Source organism: Euzebya sp., assembly GCF_964222135.1.
Taxonomy (GTDB): domain Bacteria; phylum Actinomycetota; class Nitriliruptoria; order Euzebyales; family Euzebyaceae; genus Euzebya.
This window is the reverse complement of record NZ_CAXQBR010000089.1, coordinates 15,450-36,766: the sequence shown is the minus strand read 5'-3', so window position 1 is coordinate 36,766 and position 21,317 is coordinate 15,450. Positions and strand designations below refer to the sequence as shown.

The window sequence follows — 21,317 nt, the reverse complement described above, 5'->3', positions numbered from 1 at the left end:
GCCCGAGGAGTCGGTACTCCAGGGCATCCCTCCCAGCCGTGGACCTGGGAGGACCCTACACCGGTCTGCGCCCGCGGACGTGGGGCGCTGTGGGGTCAGCCGCGGGCCGCGGTGGCCTCCTCGAGCTGGGCGTCGCTGACGAGATCGGGACCGCCGAAGGCCATGATCGGCCCCTCCACCCCGGCCAGGACCTGGCGGGTGGGCGCGCTCAGACCCGCCGGTGGGTTCTCGACGCCCAGCTGCGGCGCGTCGTGCACCGCCGAGGCCACCGCGGCGGTCAAGGCCGTCTGCCAGCCGTCGGCGGCGCGGACGTTGACCAGGACGATCCCGCCGTGGCCGATCTGGGCGCTGTCCCACAGCTGGGTGGCGATGGCGGCCGCGGTCCCGGTCCGCTCGTCTCCGGCGACCCGCCTGCGCTGCGGGACCGGCAACGCCGCGTACGTCGCCTCGTCCACCGCGGCCGGTCCTCCGAGGACGATCGCCAGCTCGATGTCGTGCTCGGTCAGGAAGGCCGCGGTGGGTGGCGCCAGGGAATCGGGCGGTGTCAGCAGGATCGGGACCCTCGTCGCGGCGGCCAGGGCCCCACCGGTGATCGCGTCGGCGAAGTCGTCGCCGCGGGCGATGAACGCCACGCCGTCGGGCGCCTCGGCGATCACGGTCCCCGCGATGAGTGCCGCGGTCTCCTCCCGGCCGCTGCCGGCGTACCGGCACGACGTCGGCAGCGGGGCGGCGCAGGTGCGGTTGCCGGCGGCGGCGATCGCCTGGGCCGCCGCCCGGTCCGACACCGCGGAGGTGCCGCCCAGGACCAGGACCGTGCCGTGACCGCCGGTGACCCGGGCGATCTCCGCCTCCACCCGCGGGTCCAGGTCGCCGAGGCCGGCGGTCAGGAGGATCGGGCCGTCGTCGCCGGCGAGGGCGGTGCCGGCCAGCGCGTCGGGGAAGCGGTCGGCCGTGGCGAGGACCACCCGGTCGGCACGGCCGTCGGCGAACAGGGCCTGCGAGGTCGCCACGGCCTGGGCGACCGGGTCGGTGGTCCCGCCGCCGTCCAGCCGGGCACCGTCGACCAGGGGGGCGCCGGGCCCACCGGGGGTGGGGGTGGACGGGTCGAAGGGGTCGGGGACGGACGGGCTGGCACCCAGCGGGGCGGGGCTCCAGTCGGGCCAGGAGCCGCCGGGGGCGACCAGCTGGGCTGCATCCAACGCCGCCTGGCAGCCGCCGGCCACGCCGGTGGCCACGTAGATGCCCGCCGGGGCGGACGGCGACCCTCCGTATCCCCAGACCAGCGCGTCTCCGTCGGGGGACCAATCCGGCCGGTCGAAGCTGGCCGAGCCGTCGGGCAACGGCAGGCTGCACTCCCGGGAGGGCTGGGTCGGTGGCGGCCCCGACAGCGCATAGACGATCAGCTCGCCGGTCTCGGCGATGGGGTCGAACCCGAGCGCGGCCATGCGGCTGAGCGACCGGTCGATCTGGGGCTCCGAGACGATGGCGCACCCGTCGGGGAAGGCGCCGTCCGGCCCGAAGATGTCATCGGCCTTGCGGCAGGTGTCGAACCAGGGGTCCTGCCCGCTCGTGCCCACCCGGTGGGTGGTGAGGCCGGCGATCTCGTACGGGCTGTCGGCGTAGGGGGCCAGCACCACGTCATCGTCGGTGTAGAAGGAGCCGTACGACCCGTCCACGTTGCGGCTGAGCCCGTCGGACCCGCTGCCGTCGACGTGCACGAAGTCCATGAAGAACGTGAAGATGGCACCGATCGAGGTCGAGTTCGACTGGTACGACGTGATCGCGAGCACCCGGCCGTCGGGGGACAGGTCGAGGTCGTCGATCTTCTGCTGGACCTGGGGGCGGAACGGCGGTGCGAGCTGGGCCCCGTCCTGGGACAGCGTGACGATCTGGCCGTAGCCGTCGGAGGTGACCGCGTAGATCGTCCCCTCGTCGTCCTGGGTCGGGGCGATGTAGGGGGCGTCGGCGGTGCCGTCGGTCGTCACCGCTCGCGCGGACGCGGGGTCGTCGGCGGCCATGATCCAGACGTTCGCGTCCCGGATGAACACGATCGTGCCGGAGCCCTGCGCCTGCGCCGGTGGTGCGAGCACCACCGCGGTGAGCACCAGCACCAACCCGCTCACCACCCCGCGGGCTCGTCTGGTCGCCGTCCGTCCCATGTGCTCCCCCACCGTCCGCATGCCCGTCGATCGCATGTCCAGATGGTGCGCCGGGCCGCTGCACGATCGCTGCACGGTGGTGGCCGGGACCGCCGGGCGGGCACGAGGCCGCGAGACCATCCTGTGTCGGTACGCCGGTCCCGGTGACGGGCGTACCGACACACCGGATCAGGACCGGGCGGGCGCGGCGCGACCGACGCGGACCGGACCGGCGGGGAGGGTGCGGGCGAGCTGGGGGATCACCACGGCCGCGACGACGGCGTGGAGGGCGACGAGCGATCCCGTGACCGACGCCGCCGCACCGCTGGTGAGGGGGCCGGTGAGGGAGAGGACGAACACGGTGGTCGCCGTGGCCAGCCAGGTGCGGCGCGGCCGGTCGGCGCGGCGCTGGAGGAGTGCCGCGACGCACCAGCCGGCGACACCGGACAGGACGGCCGCGAACGCCACGTCGAGCGCGTCGACGGTGCGGGTGGTCGTCCCGGTGGGCACGACGAGGTCCACGCCGCCGAGCGGGCTGATGGCGGACCACGCGATCAGCGCGGAGGCCGTGGCGGCCAGCACCGCGCCGATGCGCATGCGGGTTCGGGGACGGGGGGATCGGGTCTGCACGATGGGCTCCTCTCGCTGATCGGACCGGACCACCGTCGCGCGGACGACGGGCATCACGCATCCGGCACCGGTCGGCACCGCCACCACCGTCCGTCGGCAGGACATCGACTTCGGTCGGATTCGCCGGCCCCGCCCGGTGCATAGCGTCGACGTCATGTCACCCCCGCGCGCACGCACCGCCGTCGCGGCGCTCGGCGCGGCACGGCGGGTCCGGTCGTCCGACCCGGCCGGGGGCACGGCGATCATCGTGGTGGTCGTGGCCGCCGTCCTGGTCGCCGGCGTCCTCACGGGACAGCTGGCGGTCACCCCCCGCCCCTCCCGCGTCGTGGTGGTGCTGGACGCGGTCGTCGGCCTCGGCGGGGCCCTGGCGCTCCCCCTGGCCCTCCGCCAGCCGCTCGCCGCCGCGGTCGGGTACGTGGCGCTGAGCGCGGTGGCACCGACCGCGACGCCGCTCGCGGGGACCGCGCTGCTGTGGCTCGCCACCCAGGTGCCGCTCGCGGCGTCGGTCCCGGCCGCGGTGGCGGCGGTGGCCGCACAGGTCGTCCGCCAGGCGTGGCGGCCGGCGGAGGGCGGGCTGCTCGGGTGGTGGCTCGTGGCGGTGGCCGCCGGGTACGCCGCCGTGGTCGGCTGGGGCGCGTGGTCCCAGGCCCACCGCCAGGTCCTCGTGGCCCTCACCGAGCGGGCAGAGCGGGCCGAGGCCGAGCAGGCCGCCCGCGTGGCCGAGGCCCGTCGCGCCGAGCGGGTCCGCATCGCTCGTGAGATGCACGACGTGCTGGCGCACCGGCTGAGCCTGCTCGCGATGGTCGCCGGCGCGGTCGAGTACAACCGCGAGGCGTCCGCCGAGCGGCTGGCCGAGGCGGCATCGGTGATCCGGACCGGTGCCCACCAGGCGCTCGAGGAGCTCCGCCAGGTCATCGACGTGCTCCGCGCCGAGGACGGGACCGCCGCCGACGGCCACACCTCCCCGCCCCAGCCGACCCTGTCGGACCTCCCGGCCCTGGTGGAGGACTCGCGGCGGGCCGGCGCGATCGTCGAGCTCACCTGCTCCGCCGATCCCGACGGGGTGCCGGCGGCCGCGGGTCGCGCGGCGTACCGCGTGGTGCAGGAGGCGCTGACCAACGCCCGCAAGCACGCGCCGGGCCGCCCCGTCGAGGTGGCGGTCGCCGGCGCGGAGGGCGGGTCGCTGGTCGTGGAGGTCGTCAACCCGGTGCGCGTCGACCCGACGGGGCGTGGGGGCGCGGCGGTCCCGGGCAGCGGGACCGGCCTGGTCGGCATGGCCGAGCGCGTGGCCCTGGCCGGCGGGGACCTCGAGGTCGGACCGGTGGAGGGGTCGTTCCGCGTCCGCGCCCGACTACCGTGGTCCGCACCGTGATCCGGGTCCTGGTGGTCGACGACGACGCGCTGGTCCGAAAGGGGCTGGCGCTGCTCCTCGACGGCGCCCCGGACGTCGAGGTGGTCGGCGAGGCCGCCGACGGCCGCGAGGTCCCCCCGGCGGTGGCGTCCGCGGCACCCGACGTGGTGCTGATGGACATCCGCATGCCCGACGTCGACGGGGTCACCGCCACCCGCCGGCTGCGCCAGAAGCCCGACGCCCCGGAGGTCGTGGTCCTCACCACGTTCGACACCGACGAGAACGTGCTGGCGGCGGTGCGGTCGGGCGCGACGGGGTTCCTCGTCAAGGACACCCCGCCGGAGGCCATCGTCGACGCCATCCGCCGCGTGGCACGGGGCGAGCCGATCCTGTCCCCGGACGCGACCCGTCGGCTGCTGGACCTCGCCCTCGACGCGGAGGCGACCCGGGCTCGGGCGCGGGACGCGCTGGCGGCGTTGAGCGACCGGGAGCGCGAGGTGGCGCACGCGATCGGGGACGGGCGATCGAACGCCGAGATCGCCGAGGCCCTGTTCATGAGCGTGGCGACGGTGAAGGCCCACGTCTCCCACATCTTCACCAAGCTCGGGCTCGGGAACCGCACCCAGATCGCGCTGCTGGCCCACGAGGCGCGAGACCCCTGACATCCCGACACAGGGGGGCCGGGCCCCGGTGGCGCCAAGGGGGACGGCAGGAGCTAGGACGCGACGGAGGCCACGCGGTCGAACACCGCGTCGGCCACGGCCGCGGGGCCGCCCACCACGCGGAGGGACTCGATGTCGGGCCGGGTCGCGGCGAGCAGGTCCCGGGTCGTCGGCGACGCGTCGAGGTCGGTCGGGTGGACCAGCGCGAGCAGCCCGCCGGCGTGCCCCGTCGCGGCGCCGGCCAGCAGGGCGTCCGGCCAGCCCCCGCCGGAGGCGGCGTACGTGATGGCCGGGTCCGCCCCGCGCTCGATCGCCTCGGCGGCCACCGCCGCCGACGTGGCGTAGCGGTCGGGGCCGGCCAGGCGCCGGAGGGATGCGGCCAGCGACGCTGCCTCGGCCTCGACCGCCGGGCCCACAGCCGCCTGCCCGCCGACGAGCAGGACCTCGCGGTCAGCGAGCCGCTCGGCGGTCGGTGGCGGCAGGTCGTCGGTGGTGGCGAGCAGGACCGGCACGCCGAGCACGGCGGCCAGGCCCGAGGCCGACAGCGCGTCCGGCCACCCGCGGGCCGGGTCGACGTCGGCGCCCTCGGCCAGGAAGACAACCTCGGTGTCCCCGATCTCGTCGGCCACCGCGGCGGCGGTGGCGAACCGGTCCTCCCCGGCCAGGCGGGACACGGTCAGGTGCAGGGCCTCTGCGTCCGCGACGACCTGCGGGCCGAGGGCGGCCTCGCCGCCGAGGAGGATCGCGTGGCGGGCATCGACGGCCTCGATCGCGTCCGCGGCGGCCGCCGACAGCCCGTCGGAGGAGGTCAGCAGCAGCGGGGCGCCCAGGACCGTCGCGAGCGGGCCGCCGACCAGGGCGTCGGCGTGGTCGTCGGCGCGGGCCAGCACGACGACGTCGGCCCGCTCGACGGTGCGGTCGGTGACCGCCGCCGCGGTGGCGATCCGGTCGGTCCCGGCCACCCGCTCGACGACCGGCAGGGGCACGTCGTCACAGCCCGCGCGGATGTCGAGGCACACGTGGGCGGCGCCGCCCCGGTCGGCGAAGGCCCGGGCGGAGCGGAAGTAGAAGGACAGGTCCTGCCGCCACGTCGCGTCGTCGAGCAGTCGGGCGTCGGCGTCGGCCCACCCCTCCTCCCCCTCGACCTTCAACCAGCGGTCGAACCAGGCGACGGCGAAGTGCTGGGCCATCGCGTTCCCCTCCTCCCACGGCGTCGCGGGGAACAGCGGCAGCTGGGAGAACTCGAAGTGCGTGCCGGCCTGCAGCTGCACCTGGTAGGCGGGGACGCCCGCGTCGCGCCACAGGTCGAACCCGTACATCTTCAGCTCCGGGTCCGGTGGTTGGACGAAGGGGACCGGCGTCAGGAAGTAGTCGCCGGCCTGGCCCATCGCGGGCACCCGCGGGGTCACGTCGTCGGCGGCCACGCCCGACGGGGGCGCGGGCAGGTCGGTCCCGCCGGAGTCGATCTGGTCGTCCTGCAGCGCCAGGTTGTCGAGGGCGACGATCACGTCGATCGGGTTCTCGGTGCCGCTGACGCCCGGCCACGGCTCGAGCCCCTGCACGACCGTCACCCCGACCGCGCCAGCGGAGTGCCCCGCCGCCCCGAGCCGGTCGGGGTCGATGACGTCCCAGAACGGGTTGTGCGCGGTCCCGGCGGGCCCGTTCCCCTCCCCGGGGTACGGCCGGTCGGGGGTGGAGAGGAAGAAGTCGATCGCGTCGACGAGGTTCGTCTGGAAGACCGACGGCTCGAGGTTCGAGCCGGGCATCCCGTCGGGCGTGACGGAGTCCGACCGCCCCTGCCCCCGCGGGTCGAAGGTCAGCACCACGTAGCCCGTCCGGACCAGCGCCTGGGCGAGCCACCAGTAGAGGGTCTCGGGCGCCTGCACCGAGCCGTTGACGATCACGACGCCGGGCAGGTCGTCGCCGGGCTCGGCGTCGAGCGGCGCCCACACCCGGCCGCTCAGGCGGGCGCCCTGGGCGTCGTGGAACTCGACCGGCTCGACCTGGCCGACCAGGTCGTGGAACGGGTCGACGCCCGGGTAGCGGAACGGGTCGCCGGCGCACTCCTCACCCCACGTCGCGCAGATGTTGCCCTCGCTGCGCCACCACGGCTCGGTCAGCGTCCGCTCGGTGAACGCCGCGACGTTGGCGATCCCCTGCTCGGCCAGCCGGGCCTGGAAGGTCGGGTCGGCCAGGTGCTCGGCCGGCGACTCGAGGGTCCGCGCGTAGTTGGCGGCCTCCCGCGCGGTCCACTCGGGGGAGGGATGGTCTGGCCCCTCGGGGATCGCGGTCGCCGGGACGGCGGTCGCGGCCAGGGCGAGCGCCGCCGCGACGACGACGGACAGGGCTGCGCGGGCACGCGCACGGCTCATGGGGACTGCTCCTCGAGCGGGGGCGGGAGCATACCGGAGGACCCGGGTCCGCAGGCCGGTACAACTGGGGCTGCCGCACGCCCGACGGACAGGAGCCCCCGATGCCCGATCTCGGCCACGACCTGCAGTTCGGGGTGTTCCTCACGCCGGTGACCGACCCGCCCGACGGCCCGGTCGAGCTCGCCCGGGTCGCGGACCACGCCGGCCTCGACCTGGTGGCGTTCCAGGACCACCCGTACCAACCGGCGTTCGCCGACACCTGGACGCTGCTCAGCTACGTCGCCGCGGTCACCCACCGCATCGACCTGGTCCCCGACGTGGCGAACCTGCCGCTCAGGAACCCGGCGGTCCTCGCTCGCAGCGCCGCGTCCCTCGACCGGCTGAGCGGCGGGCGGGTGGAGCTCGGACTCGGCGCCGGCGCGTTCTGGGACGCGATCGTCGCGATGGGCGGCCGGCGGCTGTCGGCCGGGGAGTCGGTCCAGGCGCTCGAGGAGGCCATCGCCATCATCCGCGGGATCTGGGCGGCGGACGAGCGCGGCCGACTGGTCGTCGATGGCGACCACCACCGCGTGGACGGGGCGAAGCGCGGGCCGGCGCCGGCGCACGACATGGGCATCTGGGTCGGGGCGTACGGGCCGCGGATGCTCGAGCTGATCGGCCGCCTGGCCGACGGGTGGCTGCCGTCCCTCGGCTACCTCTCCGACGGGCCCGCAGCCCTCCGGGACATGAGCCGCCGGATCGACGAGGGCGCGGCCTCTGCGGGTCGTGACCCCGGGGACGTCCGCCGGCTCCTGAACATCGAGGGCCGGTTCGGACCCCGAGCCGAGGGGGTCCTCCAGGGTCCGCCGGAGAGGTGGGCCGAGGACCTGGTCGACATGGCCCTCGAGCACGGCATCAGCGGCTTCATCCTGCAGACCGACGAGGCGGAGACCATCGAGCGCTTCGCCGGCGAGGTCGCCCCCGCCGTCCGCCAGCAGGTGGCCGCCGAGCGCGGGTGACCGCGTGCGGTGACGCGAACCGGGGGAGGGCCAGGTGATGGACCAGACCGCTCCCCCGCACGACCAGCCCGTGCCGCCGGTGATCCGGCGGGCGACGACGGCGCTGTTCACCGCGCTCGCCAGGGTCCGGGACGCCCGCGCGTTCCACCCGCGGGGGGTGACCTTCGCCGGCGCGCTGACCCTGGTCGGTCGGGGTGTGCGCCTGCCCGGCGTCGAGGCTGGTCCGGCGCTCGTCCGCCTCTCGAAGGGAGCCGGGCTGCCCGACGGCGTCCCCGACGTGCTCGGCCTGGCGGTCCGGCTGCCGGATGCCCTCGGGCCTGGACGCCCGCAGGACCTCCTGCTGTCCACCGCGGGGACCGCGCCGGTCGCCCGCCACCTGCTGCGCCCGACCCGCGGGGTGGACCGCCGGACGTTCTCGAGCCTGCTGCCCTACCGGGTGGAGGGGGGCGCCCGCGTGGTCGGTGCGCGTTGGGCGGGGCCGCCCCGGGCCGAACCGCTGCGGATCGCGGACCTGGAGGCGGCCGTCGACGGGGGCGAGGCGGCGTTCACCCTCGTCGTGGCCTCGCCGTCCGGGGAGTGGCACCCGGTCGCGCACCTGCAGCTCCAACGGCGGCTGCCGGCCGACGAGGCGCGCCGGATCCGCTTCCACCCGTGGAACACCGCACCGGGCCTGCGCCCGGCCGGGCTGCTCAACCGGCTCCGCGGTCCGGCCTACGCCGGCAGCCAGCGGGGGGCCACCTCGGAGTGACCCGCCAGGGGGTGTCGGTGGCACAGCGACGCACGGGTTCAGCGATGCACGGGCTCAGCGCTCGATGGCGATCGGGATCGCGCCCCACGGGCAGTAGCGGCCGATCTCGAGGAAGTCCTCGAGGTGCGCGTCGACGTACGCCGCGGTGCCGTCGCAGACCTCGATGGTCACGTCGACGATCTCGACGTCGGTGAGGTGCCAGTCGTGCCCGACGTTCACCCCGCCGTCGCCGCGGTGGATGACGCCGTTCGGGATGCCGATGTGCTCGCCGGCGGCGATGCCCTCCTCGATGCGGGCGAGGTCGACGTCGTGGTGGCCGGTGGTGCGGAAGGTCCCGTCCGGGGTCGCCCACTCGACGACCTCGGTGCCGGGCTCCTCGGGCACGTCCGGACCGTCGGGGGAGGTGACGGTGTAGGTCACGCGGATGGTGGCCGACCCGTCGTCGAAGGCCGAGGCCTCTGCGGTCGGGTCGCCGCTGGTGGGGTCGGTCGCGTCGGCCTCCCAGCGGACCGGCTGGTCGAGGGTGTAGGTGCCGTCGAGCAGCGGGGCGTCGCCGACGGACTCGTCGGCGGTGTGGAGGGTGACCTCGAAGTCCGTCGTCTCCCCCTCCTCCACCTCGACGTAGGCGAAGTCGTCGGTGCAGGCGATCGTCGGCTCGCCGTCGGGCTCGGTCGACGGGCCGCACCCGCGGCCGGTCACGACGAGTTGCCCGTCGCCGTCTCGCAGGACCCCGGAGAACCGCGGGTCGTCCAGCACGATCGTGCCGTCGGTGCCCGTGGCCTGGACCAGGTGGGTGGAGGTCCCGCCCTCGTAGGCGATGCCCGGATCGGTCGCCGAGACGGTGAACGGCACGTCGCCGCTCGCGTCGACGAGCTCGGCGGTGGCGGAGATGAGGTGATCCGGCTGGTCCCCGTCACCGGGGTCGCCGCCGCCGGTCGCCGCCGCCTCGCCGGCGGCCGCCAGCACGTCGTCGCAGACCGCGACCGTGCCGCCGAGGGCCAGCACCTCGCCGGGGGCCAGTCGGGCGAGCTCGTCGGCCACGACCTGGGGCAGGTCGCAGGCCGGCACCAGCAGGACGGGACCGTCGGTCAGCGACCCGCCGGCCACCGCGTCGACGGTGACGTCGGCGTTGGCCAGGTAGGCCGTCGCCGCCCCGTCGGGGAACGCCCGCTGGCTGATCGCGACCGCGGTCTCGATGCGCGAGTCGCCGGCCAGCCGACCGGTGACCACGGAGCCGGGGGTCACCGGCTCGCCACCCGGATCGCTGGGATCACCTGGAGCGCCGTCCTGGGCCAGCGCCGGGAGGGCCAGGACCGCCAGCAGCACCGCGCTGAGGACGGCCAGGAGGGGGAGGGGGACACGCGCCGCGGGGCGGGAGGGGAGGGACATCGGGCTCGTCGGCTCCTGGACGGGGGCGGCGGGGCTCGCCGCTCGATCTCCCTCTGACGCCGGCGTCGCGCGCCGGGTTCCCGCGGCGTCGCACGTCCGACGCCGCGGCTCAGCGACTGTGGACGTGGACGGCCAGCCAGCGGGTGCCGGCCGCTGTGGACACGACCCGGTGCGGGGTGCGGGCGGGGAGCACGACCCACTGCCCGGCGGCGAGGTCCAGCGGGACGCCGGCGACCTCGAGCGTCGCGGCGCCGTCGAGCAGCAGCACCCACTCGTCGTGGTCCTGGATCTGCTCCGAGGTGTCGGGCGACGACGAGCTGACGATCTGCTCGACGACCACCCCGCGGCGGTGGACGAGCTCCTCGAACCGCTCGCCGTGGGCCGGCGCCGCGGTCGGGGGCAGCAGGACGCCCTGGGACCACGGCGACGGGCCGGTGACCTCGCGGCGGACCGGGAGGATCCACCCCTCCTCCGTCGACGCCGCCCGGAGGGTCGCCTCGTCGACGTCCGGCGGGTCGAACGCCGAGGCGAGCTCCCCCGCCGCCGCCATCTGCCGGTACCCGTCGACCATCCCGAGCACCTGCGCGGCCTCCCGCACCGGGTGGAGGGTCGGATCGACGTCGAGCAGGGACACCGATACCTCGACCAGGACGACCGCGGGAGCTCCGGCGAGCGCGAACCCGGTCTCGAAGGGCCACACCGCGCAGCGGCCGGCGAGGGACGGCGCGTGGCGGATCCGGTGGACGTGGGGGATGCCGAGCAGGGCCTGGCTGCCGACGGCACCGGCGCCGAGCAGCTGCCACACCGACCGCGCCGCCCCGCCCACGTCGCGGACCGCCAGCTCGGTCGCGCGGTGCTCAGCGATGGGCTCGCCGTTCGCGAGGGTGAAGGGGAAGGGGACCCTACCCGGGGCGAGGTGGGCGAGGGACCTGGTCTGCGGGACCCCCCAGAACGGTCCGGCGCGACCGCTCATCCGCGCGTTGGCGTCCGACGCGACCTCGAAGCGGTTGTTGCGGTTGCGGACGCCGTCCACCACGATCCGGTCGAGGTGCCGCCACAGCCAGCGCCACGGGACGGCCTCCCGGGGTGCGCCCAACGCCGCCGCGGTGCCCGTCGGGTAGCCGAGCGGGAGGTCGAAGCCGCACAGCACCCGGTGACCCGCGTCGGCCAGCTCGATGAGGTGGTCGACGAGCCAGCCGGTCGCGTCGGCGCGGGTGCGGAAGGACCGCACGTGGTCATCCCGCCCGGTCGCGGCCACCGCCGCCCAGATGCCGTCGGGACCGCCGCCCGCGCGGGCGGGCCGGCTCGAGGCCGACCAGTCCACGACCACGACGGCGTCGACGTCCGGCGTGGATCGCGGGGTCGGCATGGTGTGGCCCTCCCCTCGGTGCGGTAGGTCGACAGACTGGCAGAGCGCACATGTTGCCGTCCGCACGGGTCCTGGGTAGACATCCGACGCAGTCGACGGAGATGGGTGGGGAGCGCAGTGGCACGGGAGGCGGAGGATCCGGCACCCCGCGAGACGTCGGGTCGGGAGACGTCGGGCGCCGCGATCGGCCTGCTCATCGCCCACGTCCGCGACCACGGCGGTGACGCAGCCGTCGCCCGGGTCCTCGCCCGCGCCGGTGTGGACGACGACCCGGCGTCGCTGGCCGACGCCTCGACCTGGGTGCCCCACGACGTGGGGGTCGCGCTGATCCACGCCGCGGCCGAGGAGCTCGACAACCCGCGGCTGGCCTACGACGTCGGCGCCGAGGCCCTCCGCCACGGGTTGAACCCCGCCCTCGTGCTGGTCGCGCGTGCGCTCGACACCACCCGCCAGGTGTACGGCCGCCTGCCCGACGTCGTGGAGCGGTTCACGTCGGCCGCGGAGGCGGCGGCCCTCGAGACCGGCCCGACCCACGCGGTCATCCGCTTCCGGGTGCGCGACGGCCACCGGCCGGACCGGGCGGTGTGCACCTTCGCCGAGGGCCTGGTGTCGATCGTGCCGCAGGTCTTCGGCCTGCCGCGGGCGCGCACGACCCACCACATCTGCCAGGTCGACGGCCACCCGGCCTGCATCTTCAGGGTGGGGTGGCAGCCCCGGTCGCGTCTGCCGTGGCGTCGCCGCGACCGCAGCTCCGGCAACCAGGCCGAGCTGGTCGCGCTCCGCGGCCAGCTGGAGGCGCTGCAGTCCGCCGCGTCGGACCTGGTCGACTCCGACTCGGTCGAGGTGGTCCTGCAGCGCGTCACCGAGCGCGCGGCGTCCGCGGTGCTCGCCCCCGCCTACCTGCTGGCCGTCGAACCCCCCGCCGGCGGTCCTCCGCTGGTCCGCAGCGCCGGCCTCGACCCGGACCGCGTGGACGAGTTCGCCCGCCAGCTGCTCGCGACCGGGCACCTGCCGCACGCCCTCGTGGCCGACGTCGAGTCCGCCCGGCGCTGGTACGGGCGGCTCGCCGCGGTGTACACCGACCGCACCGTCCACAACGACGTCGAACCAGCCCTCCTGCACGCGTACGCGCGGCACGCCGCCGCCGCGCTGGACGTCCTGACCGCCCTCGAGGGCAGCCGACGCGACGAACGTCGCGCCAACGCGCTGCTGCGGCTCGCCCACCAGCTCGCGACCACGAACGAGCCCGCGGAGGTGGCCCGGCTGGTCACCGCCGCACTGAGCGACATCGTCAGCGCGGACAGCACCGCGGTCTTCCTGTGGGACCCCTCGAGCGGGACGCTGCGCGCCGAGGCGACCGACGGGCTCGACGACGCCGCGTCGGCGCTCCTCATGGCCACGAGCCTCCGCGCGGAGGACATCCCGGAGCTGGCCCAGCTGCTGGGTCGCCGCGAGCCGATGGTGGTGGCCGCAGGGTCGGCGACGCCGACCCTGCGAGGGCTGCTCGACACGCTCGGCGTGCCGCACGTCGTCGTCGTGCCGCTGCTGAGCGGCGACCAGCTGCTCGGCGTCGTCGCCTCCGGCTGGGAGGTCGCCCACACCGCCGACGCGATCGGCGACGTCCTCGACCGGCTCCGCGGCGTCGGGGACCAGGCCGCGACGGCGCTGCGCAACGCCCAGCTGATGGCGACGGTGCGCCACCAGGCGGCGCACGACTCCCTGACCGGGCTGCCGAACCGCGAGACGTTCACCCAGCGGCTCGACGAGACGCTCAGGGAGGGGCGTGACGTCACGGTCCTGTTCTGCGACCTCGACCGGTTCAAGCAGATCAACGACAGCTACGGGCACGCGGCGGGCGACGAGCTGCTCCGCCAGATCGCCGCCAGGCTCCGCGGCGTCCTGCGGCCCGGCGACGTCGTCGGCCGGTTGAGCGGCGACGAGTTCGCGGTCCTGCTCGACGGGATCGCCGACTCGCTGGTCGCGGGCGACCTCGCCCGGCGGCTGGTCCAGGACCTCGCCGAGCCGTTCCGCATCGAAGGTCGTGAGATCCGGGTGACCACCAGCGTCGGGGTCGCGGTGCACCGCGGCACCGGCGGTCGCAGCGACGAGCTGCTGCGCCACGCCGACGACGCGATGTACCGGGCCAAGGAGCAGGGCCGCAACCAGGTCGCGACGGCGCGGACGCCCCTGCCCCTCAGCACGTCGGCACCCCGCTCGCTCGAGGAGGAGCTCGCCGTCGCCCTGGCCTCCGACCAGCTGCACCTGCACGTCCAGCCGATCGTGGACGTGGCCTCCGCCGCCGTGGTCGGTGGGGAGTGCCTGCTCCGCTGGGCGCACCCCCGACTCGGCGAGCTGACCGCCGGGTCGTTCCTGCCGACCGCCGAGGACAGCGGGCTGGTGGTCGAGCTCGACCTGTGGGCCCTCTCGGCCGCCTGCGACGACCTCGCGACCTGGGCTGATCCGACGCTCATGCTGTGCGTCAACCTGGCGGCCGCCACGCTGCTCGACCCCCGGCTGCCGGGGACGCTCCGCCGGGCGCTGGCGCGGAACGACCTCGACGCGGGGCGGGTGTGCCTCGAGATCGTCGAGAGCCGATCGCTCACCGACCTGCCCGGCGTCGTCGAGCGGCTGATCGAGCTGCGGCAGATGGGCACCCGCCTCGCCCTCGACGACTTCGGGACCGGCTACTCGACCCTCACCTGGCTCCAGCAGCTCCCCGTCGACCGCGTCAAGCTCGACCGCAGCTTCGTCGACGGCCTGCCGGACGACGCGGCCTCGGTGGCGGTCGTGCGCGGGGTCATGGCGCTGGCGGCTGAGCTCCACCTCGAGGTCGTCGCCGAGGGGGTCGAGGAGCCCGTCCCGGTCGAGGTCCACCGCGACGCCGGCTGCCGGCGGCTGCAGGGCTTCCGCATCGGGCGCCCCGCGCCCGGGCCGCCGGCCATCGCGCCCGATGTTGCGCAGGCGATCACGCCGGGAAGGTCGTCACCGACGCGACTGGAGACCCGATGGCAGACCTGACCGTGACCCGCAACGCCGACGCGCAGCGCTACGAGGGGCGACTCGACGGTGCCGGGGGCGACGGACCCCCCGACCTCGCGACGATCGCCTACCGGCTGCGCGACGACGTCGACCCGCCCGTGATCGCGCTGGTCCACACCGAGGTGCCGGAGTCGCTGCGCGGCGAGGGCGTCGGCGGCCGCCTCGTCCGCCAGGCCCTGGACGACATCCGCAGCCGCGGTGAGCGGCTCCTGCCCGAGTGCGGGTTCGTCGAGTCGTGGGTCTCCGAGCACCCCGACTACCAGGACCTGCTCCAGGGCTGAGCCACCCCTTCCCGCAGCCCGCCGGTCCGGGCATGATCGGCCCATGGGCACCGAGGACGACACCGGGGTCGTGTTCCGGCGAGCCGAGGACGGGTCGCGCAGCACCTCCGCCGTGGGCCGGGCCGTGGTCACCGCGGCCCTCCGCGACGTCGACCCCGCCGGGGCGCTCGCCGCCGAGCGCGAGACCAACTGGCGGTCGGGCTACCTCGACCACGTCGCGCAGCTGACCGTCGCGGGGCTGTCGTCACGTGACGGCGCGGTCGCCATCGCCCGGGACGGACTCGCCGCCGTCCACGCCCACATGCGCGTGGTCGACGACGGGGGGGACGAGCACGACCTCGACGTCCTCAGAACCCTCGAGCCGGACGCCGTGCCGGCCACCGAGGTAGTGCGCGGCGACGCCGACCCGGAGGAGGAGCTGGTCCTCGCGTACCGCGGCGAGCAGCTCCGCGGCGACGCACTGGCCGGTCAGCTCGACCGCTGGGTGGCGGACGGCATCCTCGAGCCGTCGGCGGCGGAGTCCGTCCGCGAGGTGATGGCCCACCCCGAGTGGCTGCGCCTGGACGGCCGCACCGTGGTCGTGCTGGGCGCCGGCGCGGAGATGGGGCCGCTGCCGGCGCTGCTGCGCTGGGGCGCGACCGTGGCCGGCGTCGACCTGCGCCGGCCGGAGCTGTGGCGCCGCGTGCTCGACACCGCACGACGAGGTGCCGGCACGCTCCTGGTGCCCGTCGACGAGCCCGGCGACCAGGACGGCCGACCGCTGGAGGAGCGCGCCGGCCTGGACCTCATCCGCGAGGTCCCCGCCACCGCGGAGTGGATCGCCGGGCTGGAGGGCACCGCGCCGGTGCTCGGCAACTACGTGTACGCCGACGGGGCGACCCACGTCCGCGCCGCCGTCGCCGTCGACGCCCTGACCTGCCGGGTGCACGCGTCGCGGCCCGACGTCGCGCTCGCGTTCCTGGCGACCCCGACCGACGTGTTCGCCGTCCCGGCCTCCGACGTCGACAAGGCGACCGCTGCCTACGAGGGGCGGTCGAGGACGGCGAAGCTGATGGCCCGCCCGCTGCGCACCCTGTCCGCCGGACGGCTGCTGCGCCGGGGCTACGCACCCGGTGTGGATCCGGGCATCTGCGACGCGCTGGTGCCCCAGCAGGGGCCCAACTACGCGCTGGCCAAGCGGATCCACCGGTGGCGCGCCACGGTCGCGAGGGCCGACGGCGGGGTCGTCTCCCTGCACGTCGCGCCGGCCACCCGCACCCGATCGGTGATGAAGAACCGGGCGCTCGCCGCCGCCTACGCCGGCGCCCACCGCTTCGGCGTGGAGATCTTCGACCCCGACACCACCAACACGCTCATGGCCGCGCTGCTGGTCGCCGACCTCCACCACGGCGGCGGTCCCACCCTCACCCACGTCTGGCAGGAGGAGGCGCACGCCGCGGTGCACGGCGGGCTGTGGACCTGCCCCTACGGGCCGCGGAGCGCCCTGGGGCTGGCCGCGCTGCTCGGGCTGTCCGGCGCGAGGTCCTGAGCCCGCACGCCGACCGCTGCGGGACCCCGGCGCCGGGAGACGAGGGACAGGCCGGTGACGCTCGCGGCCAGCAGCACGACCCCGAGCCACTGGGTGGTCGTCAGCGTCGCGTCGAACGCGATCCGGTTCACCACGATCGCGACCAGCGGGAACGCGAGCTCGGCCCAGGTGGCCAGCGACGCCGGCGCGGTCCGCAGGCCCCGGTAGTACAGGACCAGGGCGAGCAGGCCGGGGACCAGCGACAGGCCGAGCAGGCCGGGCACCTGGTCGGCGGCCGGCAGGACCGGACCGCCGACGACGGCCAGCACGACGGCCGCCACGGGCAACCCGACGGTGAGGCGGAGCGCGGTCAGCGTGGTCGGCTCGACGACGGCGCTGAGCCCACGACCGAGGACGGTGCCCATCGCCCACAGCGCCGCGGCGCCGACGGCCAGGGCCGCCGCGGTGGCCGAGTCGAGGTCGACCGCGCCCGGCTCGGGCTGGGACACGAGCCAGGCCCCGACGAGCGCGGGCACGGCGAAGAGGGCGAGTCGGCGCGACGGTCGCTCGCCGAGCAGCAGGGCGGCCAGGCCGAGCGCGATCAGCGGCTGCACCTTCTGCAGGAGCAGGGGAGGGGTGGGGTCGCCGATCGACAGCGCCTGGGTGAACAGGGTGGTCGCGAGCACCGACGAGCCCCCGCCGATCAGGACGACCTGCAGCCACTCGGTCCGGCCCAGCCGGGTCAGCTCGCCGCGGCGGCGCCACAGCGCCGTCGCCAGCAGGACCGAGATGACGGCGTGCTCCCAGAACACGACCGACACCGCGGGGGCGGACAGCGCCAGCCCGCGCCGGAACAGCGCGTCGGTGCCCCACAACCCGGCGGCGACGGCGACGATGCCGACACCTCGGCCCTGTGCGCCTGCGAACCCCCGGCTGCTGTCTGGTCCCTGGTCCATGGCGGCCCATGGTGGCAGCCGCGCCGCCGCCCGCCGCCCACGACGGTCCGAGCCGGTGCGACGCGGAGGTGCGGCGACCAAGATGGCCGGGTGCCCACCACGAGCGTGACCCCGACATGAGCGTGAACGAGGCAGCCGTCGTCGAGCGGGCGGCGGGTGGTGGCCCCGCGCTCGCAGGCGCCGGCTGGCGGTTGATCCGCCGCCAGCTGCGCCGGGCGCCGACGCAGTTCGCGTGGGGCATGGTCGGGACGACGCTCTACGCCGGCGCGACGGTCGTCAGCGCCCGGGTGCTCGGCTGGGTGACCGACACGCTGCTGTTCCCCGCCGTGGCCGAGGGGGATGTCACCACCGCCGCGCTGGCCGTCGCGGTGATCGCCGTCGTCGGGGTCTCGATGGTCCGCGCGGTCGGGATCGCGCTGCGCCGCGGTGGGGCCTACTCGGCGCAGTTCCGGTTGCAGCAGCGTGACCGGCGGGACGTCACCGAGCGGTACATGGACCTGCCGATCGAGTGGCACCGCCGCCACCCCACCGGCCAGCTGCTCGCGAACGTCAACGACGACGTCGAGGCGGCCAGCTTCATCGCCGCTCCCCTCCCGATGGCGGTCGGCGTGGTGGTCATGCTGATCGTCACCGCCGTGCTGCTCGTGCGGACCGACCCCTTCCTCGCACTCGTGGGCTTCGCGGTCGGGCCGCTCCTCGGCGTCGCGAACTACGTCTACCAACGGCGCATGCGCGTCGTCGCCGCCGAGGCGCAGCGGTTGCGGGCAGAGGTCTCCGAGACCGCCCACGAGTCGTTCGACGCCGCCCTGGTCGTGAAGACGCTGGGTCGCGAAGCCGACGAGTCGGACAAGTTCGCGGTGCGGAGCGACGCCCTGCGGGACCGGCTGATCCAGGTGGGCCGGCTGCGGGCGGTGTTCGACCCGGCGATGGAGGCGCTGCCGAACATCGGGATCCTGCTGGTCCTCTTCGTCGGGTCCCAGCGCGCCGCCGCGGGGGCGATCACCGCCGGCGACCTCGTGACCTTCGCGTACCTGTTCCGCCTGGTCGCCCTGCCGATGCGGGTGTTCGGCTGGCTGCTCGGCGAGCTGCCTCGCGGCATCGTCGGCATGGAGCGCGTGGACGCGGTGCTCGACACCGACGACCGGGTCGGCTACGGCCCGACGGTCCTCGGCGGGCCGGCGGACGCCCGGACCAGCGGTGCAGCGGGGGCGGCCGCCACCGCCGACGCCGTGACGTACCGCCATCCCGCGGTGGTGCGCGAGGACCTGGCGGCGCGGACCGCGGCCGCACCGGCCGGGACGGTCGCCGACGTCACCCGCGGCCTGGTCGACCTCGACCTCGAGGTGCCGGCGGGGCGGACGATCGCGATCGTCGGGCCGACCGGGTCGGGCAAGTCGACCGTCGCCCACCTGCTGGCCCGGCTGTTCGACCCCCAGCGAGGTCGCGTGTCGCTCGACGGGCACGCGCTGGCCGAGCTCGACCGCACGTCGCTGGCCGACTCGGTCGCGCTGGTCTTCCAGGAGGCGTTCCTCTTCGACGACGACGTCCGCCAGAACCTCACCCTCGGCGCGCCGATCAGCGACGAGGAGGTCCGGTGGGCCGCCCGGCTGGCGCAGGCCGACGGGTTCATCTCGGCGCTGCCGGACGGCTACGACACCCAGCTCGGCGAGCGGGGCGCGTCCCTCTCCGGCGGGCAGCGCCAGCGCATCGCCCTGGCCCGTGCCCTGCTGCGCCGCCCCCGGCTGCTGATCCTCGACGACGCGACGTCGGCGGTCGACCCGGCGGTCGAGTCCGCGATCCTGGAGGGGCTCGGTGAGCTCGACACGACCGTGGTCCTGGTGGCCTACCGGCGGTCGTCGATCGCGCTGGCCGACGAGGTCGTCTACGTCGAGGGCGGCCGCATCGTCGGTCGGGGCACCCACGACGAGCTGTACGCCACGCTGCCCGGCTACGCCGCCCTGATCGACGCCTACGACGCCAGCCGCCGCGCCGGCGTCCCCGACGACGTGGCGGGTGAGCGCTGATGCCGCCCGGTGCGCTCACCGCGGAGAGCCCCGAGCTGGGCACGCCCAGCGGCGCCGGCGCCGGTGCGACGATCCGCCGCGGCCTCGGCCTGTCACCCGAGCTGCGCGTCGGACTGGGCGTCACCCTGGCGCTGGCCGCGGTCGCCACCGCCGGCCGGGTCATCGTGCCGGTCCTGGTCCAGCAGATCCTCGACCACGGCTTCGACGCCTCGGCGGGGACCGTCGACCTCGGCGTCGTCGCCATCCGGGTGGGCTGGGGGGCGGCTGCCGTCGCGGTGACAGCCGTCGCCACCGGGGTGATGAACCTGCGCCTGGCCACCGTCGCCGAACGGGCGCTGTCGAACCTGCGCCAGCGGGCGTTCACCCACATCCACGACCTGTCGATGCTGCACCAGGCCGCCGAGCAGCGGGGCGTGCTGGTCGCGCGGGTCACGACCGACATCGACCAGATCAGCCGGTTCACGCAGTTCGCCGGCCTGCAGCTGATCACCAACGCGGGGCAGGCGACGCTGGCGCTCGTCGTCATGCTCGTGCTGTCCTGGCAGCTGGCGCTGGTCGTCCTGGTGCTCATCCCCCTCATCGTCTGGGTCATCCGGCGGTTCCAGACCAGGCTCGACGCCGCCTACCAGATCGTCCGCCAGCGGATCGGCCGGCTCCTCGGGACCCTCGCCGAGACCGTCGTGGGGGCGCAGGTCATCCGGGCCTACGGGGTGGAGGACCGCATCCGCGACCGCCTCGACACCGCCATCGGCGAGCACCGCCAGGCCGCGGTGCGGGCGGGCTGGCTGTCCGCGGCGTTCTCCGGCGTGGGTGAGCTGGTCAGCTCCGTCGTCATCGCGAGCGTGCTGGTGGCCGGCGCGGTGCTGGCCGTCAACGGGGTCACCACCGTCGGCGACGTGGTCGCGTTCCTCTTCCTCGCCCAGCTGTTCGTGGAGCCGGTCCAGGCGTTCGGCGAGGCGGTCAACGAGGCGCAGAACGCCATCGCCGGGTGGCGCCGCGTGATCGAGGTGCTGGACATCGAGCCGGACGTCGCCGACCCCGGGCCGGACGGCGTCGACCTGCCCCAGGGGCCGCTCGGCATCCGCTTCGACCACGTCGACTTCGCCTACCCGACGGCCGACGGGACGTCGGGCGAGCAGGTCCTCTTCGACGTCGACGTCGCGATCGCCGCCCAGAGCCGGGTCGCGGTCGTCGGGGAGACGGGGTCGGGGAAGACGACCTTCGCGAAGCTCCTCACGCGGCTGATGGACCCGACCGCGGGTGCGGTGTGCGTGGGCGGGATCGCACTCGACCGGGTCCGCTTCGCCAGCCTCCGCGACCGGGTCGTGATGGTCCCCCAGGACGGGATGCTCTTCAGCGGCTCGATCCTCGACAACGTGCTGATGGGTGACCCGCGACAGGACGAGGCAGCGGTCGTCCGGGCCGTCGAGGACCTCGGCGTGGCCGACTGGGTCGCGTCCCTGCCCGAGGGCCTGGCCACCCAGGTCGGCGAGCGCGGCGACGCGCTCAGCGCCGGGGAGCGCCAGCTCGTCGCCCTGGCCCGCGCCTACCTGGCCGACCCGGACGTGCTGGTGCTGGACGAGGCCACGTCGGCGGTGGACCCGGCTGCGGAGGTGCGGATCCAGCGGGCGCTGGCCGGGCTGACCGAGGGCCGCACGACGGTGACCATCGCCCACCGGCTCTCCACCGCCGAGCAGGCCGACCGGGTCCTGGTCTTCGACCGCGGCCGGATCGTCGAGGACGGCCCGCACGCCGAGCTGGTCACCGCCGGCGGGCTGTACGCCGGCCTGCACGCCGCGGGGGAGGCGGGCACCAGCTCGCGGATGTAGCGGCCCAGCTGGGCGCGCTCGCGC

The 21,317-nt window shown here is 75.6% G+C and carries 15 protein-coding genes; 9 read left to right on the top strand and 6 right to left on the bottom strand.

The features are described from left to right. Positions 1-95: 95 nt before the first annotated feature. Both ACEQ2X_RS19400 and ACEQ2X_RS19395 read right to left on the bottom strand, forming a co-directional pair. Complete coding sequence (locus ACEQ2X_RS19400; protein WP_370327513.1) at positions 96-2,195, bottom strand: cell wall-binding repeat-containing protein; 2,100 nt, start codon at positions 2,193-2,195, stop codon at positions 96-98. A 132-nt stretch (positions 2,196-2,327) separates the two neighbouring features. After that, positions 2,328-2,768 (bottom strand): DUF6069 family protein, encoded by a 441-nt coding sequence (locus tag ACEQ2X_RS19395; RefSeq protein WP_370327512.1) that lies wholly within the window; start codon positions 2,766-2,768, stop codon positions 2,328-2,330. A 154-nt stretch (positions 2,769-2,922) separates the two neighbouring features. Here ACEQ2X_RS19395 and ACEQ2X_RS19390 point away from each other — a divergent pair, with 154 nt between their 5' ends. Together ACEQ2X_RS19390 and ACEQ2X_RS19385 are read left to right on the top strand one after the other, a co-directional pair. Next, positions 2,923-4,140, top strand: coding sequence for a sensor histidine kinase (locus tag ACEQ2X_RS19390; RefSeq protein ID WP_370327511.1), 1,218 nt, complete (start codon positions 2,923-2,925; stop codon positions 4,138-4,140). Further along, complete coding sequence (locus tag ACEQ2X_RS19385; protein WP_370327510.1) at positions 4,137-4,781, top strand: response regulator; 645 nt, start codon at positions 4,137-4,139, stop codon at positions 4,779-4,781. The genes ACEQ2X_RS19390 and ACEQ2X_RS19385 overlap by 4 nt, the downstream gene beginning before the upstream one ends. Positions 4,782-4,834: 53 nt before the next feature. Here ACEQ2X_RS19385 and ACEQ2X_RS19380 read toward each other — a convergent pair whose 3' ends face one another. Then, entirely contained in the window at positions 4,835-7,153 is a 2,319-nt protein-coding gene (locus tag ACEQ2X_RS19380; protein ID WP_370327509.1) for a cell wall-binding repeat-containing protein, read from the bottom strand. Between the two features lie 101 nt (positions 7,154-7,254). On the opposite strand from ACEQ2X_RS19380, the gene ACEQ2X_RS19375 reads away from it, so the two are divergent. Next, entirely contained in the window at positions 7,255-8,151 is an 897-nt protein-coding gene (locus tag ACEQ2X_RS19375) for an LLM class flavin-dependent oxidoreductase (protein ID WP_370327508.1), read from the top strand. A gap of 37 nt (positions 8,152-8,188) precedes the next feature. Continuing rightward, positions 8,189-8,899: a phosphodiesterase gene (locus ACEQ2X_RS19370; protein WP_370327507.1), complete on the top strand. Its 711-nt coding sequence runs from the start codon at positions 8,189-8,191 to the stop codon at positions 8,897-8,899. A gap of 54 nt (positions 8,900-8,953) precedes the next feature. Here ACEQ2X_RS19370 and ACEQ2X_RS19365 read toward each other — a convergent pair whose 3' ends face one another. Then, positions 8,954-10,288, bottom strand: a complete 1,335-nt coding sequence (locus ACEQ2X_RS19365; RefSeq protein ID WP_370327506.1) for a cell wall-binding repeat-containing protein — start codon at positions 10,286-10,288, stop codon at positions 8,954-8,956. 109 nt (positions 10,289-10,397) lie between these two features. Further along, positions 10,398-11,657, bottom strand: a complete 1,260-nt coding sequence (locus tag ACEQ2X_RS19360; RefSeq protein WP_370327505.1) for a cupin domain-containing protein — start codon at positions 11,655-11,657, stop codon at positions 10,398-10,400. Between the two features lie 117 nt (positions 11,658-11,774). Between ACEQ2X_RS19360 and ACEQ2X_RS19355 the strand changes: the two genes are divergently transcribed. Genes ACEQ2X_RS19355 through ACEQ2X_RS19345 form a run of 3 tightly spaced genes read left to right on the top strand, consistent with a single transcriptional unit; the run spans position 11,775 to position 16,505 of the window. After that, a complete protein-coding gene (locus tag ACEQ2X_RS19355) occupies positions 11,775-14,675 on the top strand; it encodes a putative bifunctional diguanylate cyclase/phosphodiesterase (RefSeq protein WP_372530575.1) in 2,901 nt (966 codons plus the stop codon). Then, complete coding sequence (locus ACEQ2X_RS19350) at positions 14,663-14,977, top strand: GNAT family N-acetyltransferase (RefSeq protein WP_370327502.1); 315 nt, start codon at positions 14,663-14,665, stop codon at positions 14,975-14,977. The genes ACEQ2X_RS19355 and ACEQ2X_RS19350 overlap by 13 nt, the downstream gene beginning before the upstream one ends. 43 nt (positions 14,978-15,020) lie before the next feature. Beyond that, positions 15,021-16,505, top strand: coding sequence for a hypothetical protein (locus ACEQ2X_RS19345; protein ID WP_370327500.1), 1,485 nt, complete (start codon positions 15,021-15,023; stop codon positions 16,503-16,505). On the opposite strand, the gene ACEQ2X_RS19340 is transcribed toward ACEQ2X_RS19345, so the two are convergent. After that, complete coding sequence (locus tag ACEQ2X_RS19340) at positions 16,442-17,440, bottom strand: DMT family transporter (RefSeq protein WP_370327499.1); 999 nt, start codon at positions 17,438-17,440, stop codon at positions 16,442-16,444. The two genes, ACEQ2X_RS19345 and ACEQ2X_RS19340, sit on opposite strands and share 64 nt — an antisense overlap. A 116-nt stretch (positions 17,441-17,556) precedes the next feature. Between ACEQ2X_RS19340 and ACEQ2X_RS19335 the strand changes: the two genes are divergently transcribed. Both ACEQ2X_RS19335 and ACEQ2X_RS19330 read left to right on the top strand, forming a co-directional pair. Then, positions 17,557-19,464 carry an ABC transporter ATP-binding protein gene (locus tag ACEQ2X_RS19335; protein WP_370327498.1) on the top strand — a complete coding sequence of 636 codons (1,908 nt, stop codon included), beginning with the start codon at positions 17,557-17,559 and terminating at the stop codon, positions 19,462-19,464. After that, positions 19,464-21,293 (top strand): ABC transporter ATP-binding protein, encoded by a 1,830-nt coding sequence (locus ACEQ2X_RS19330; protein WP_370327497.1) that lies wholly within the window; start codon positions 19,464-19,466, stop codon positions 21,291-21,293. Before ACEQ2X_RS19335 ends, ACEQ2X_RS19330 begins: the two co-directional genes overlap by 1 nt. Positions 21,294-21,317: the final 24 nt, after the last annotated feature.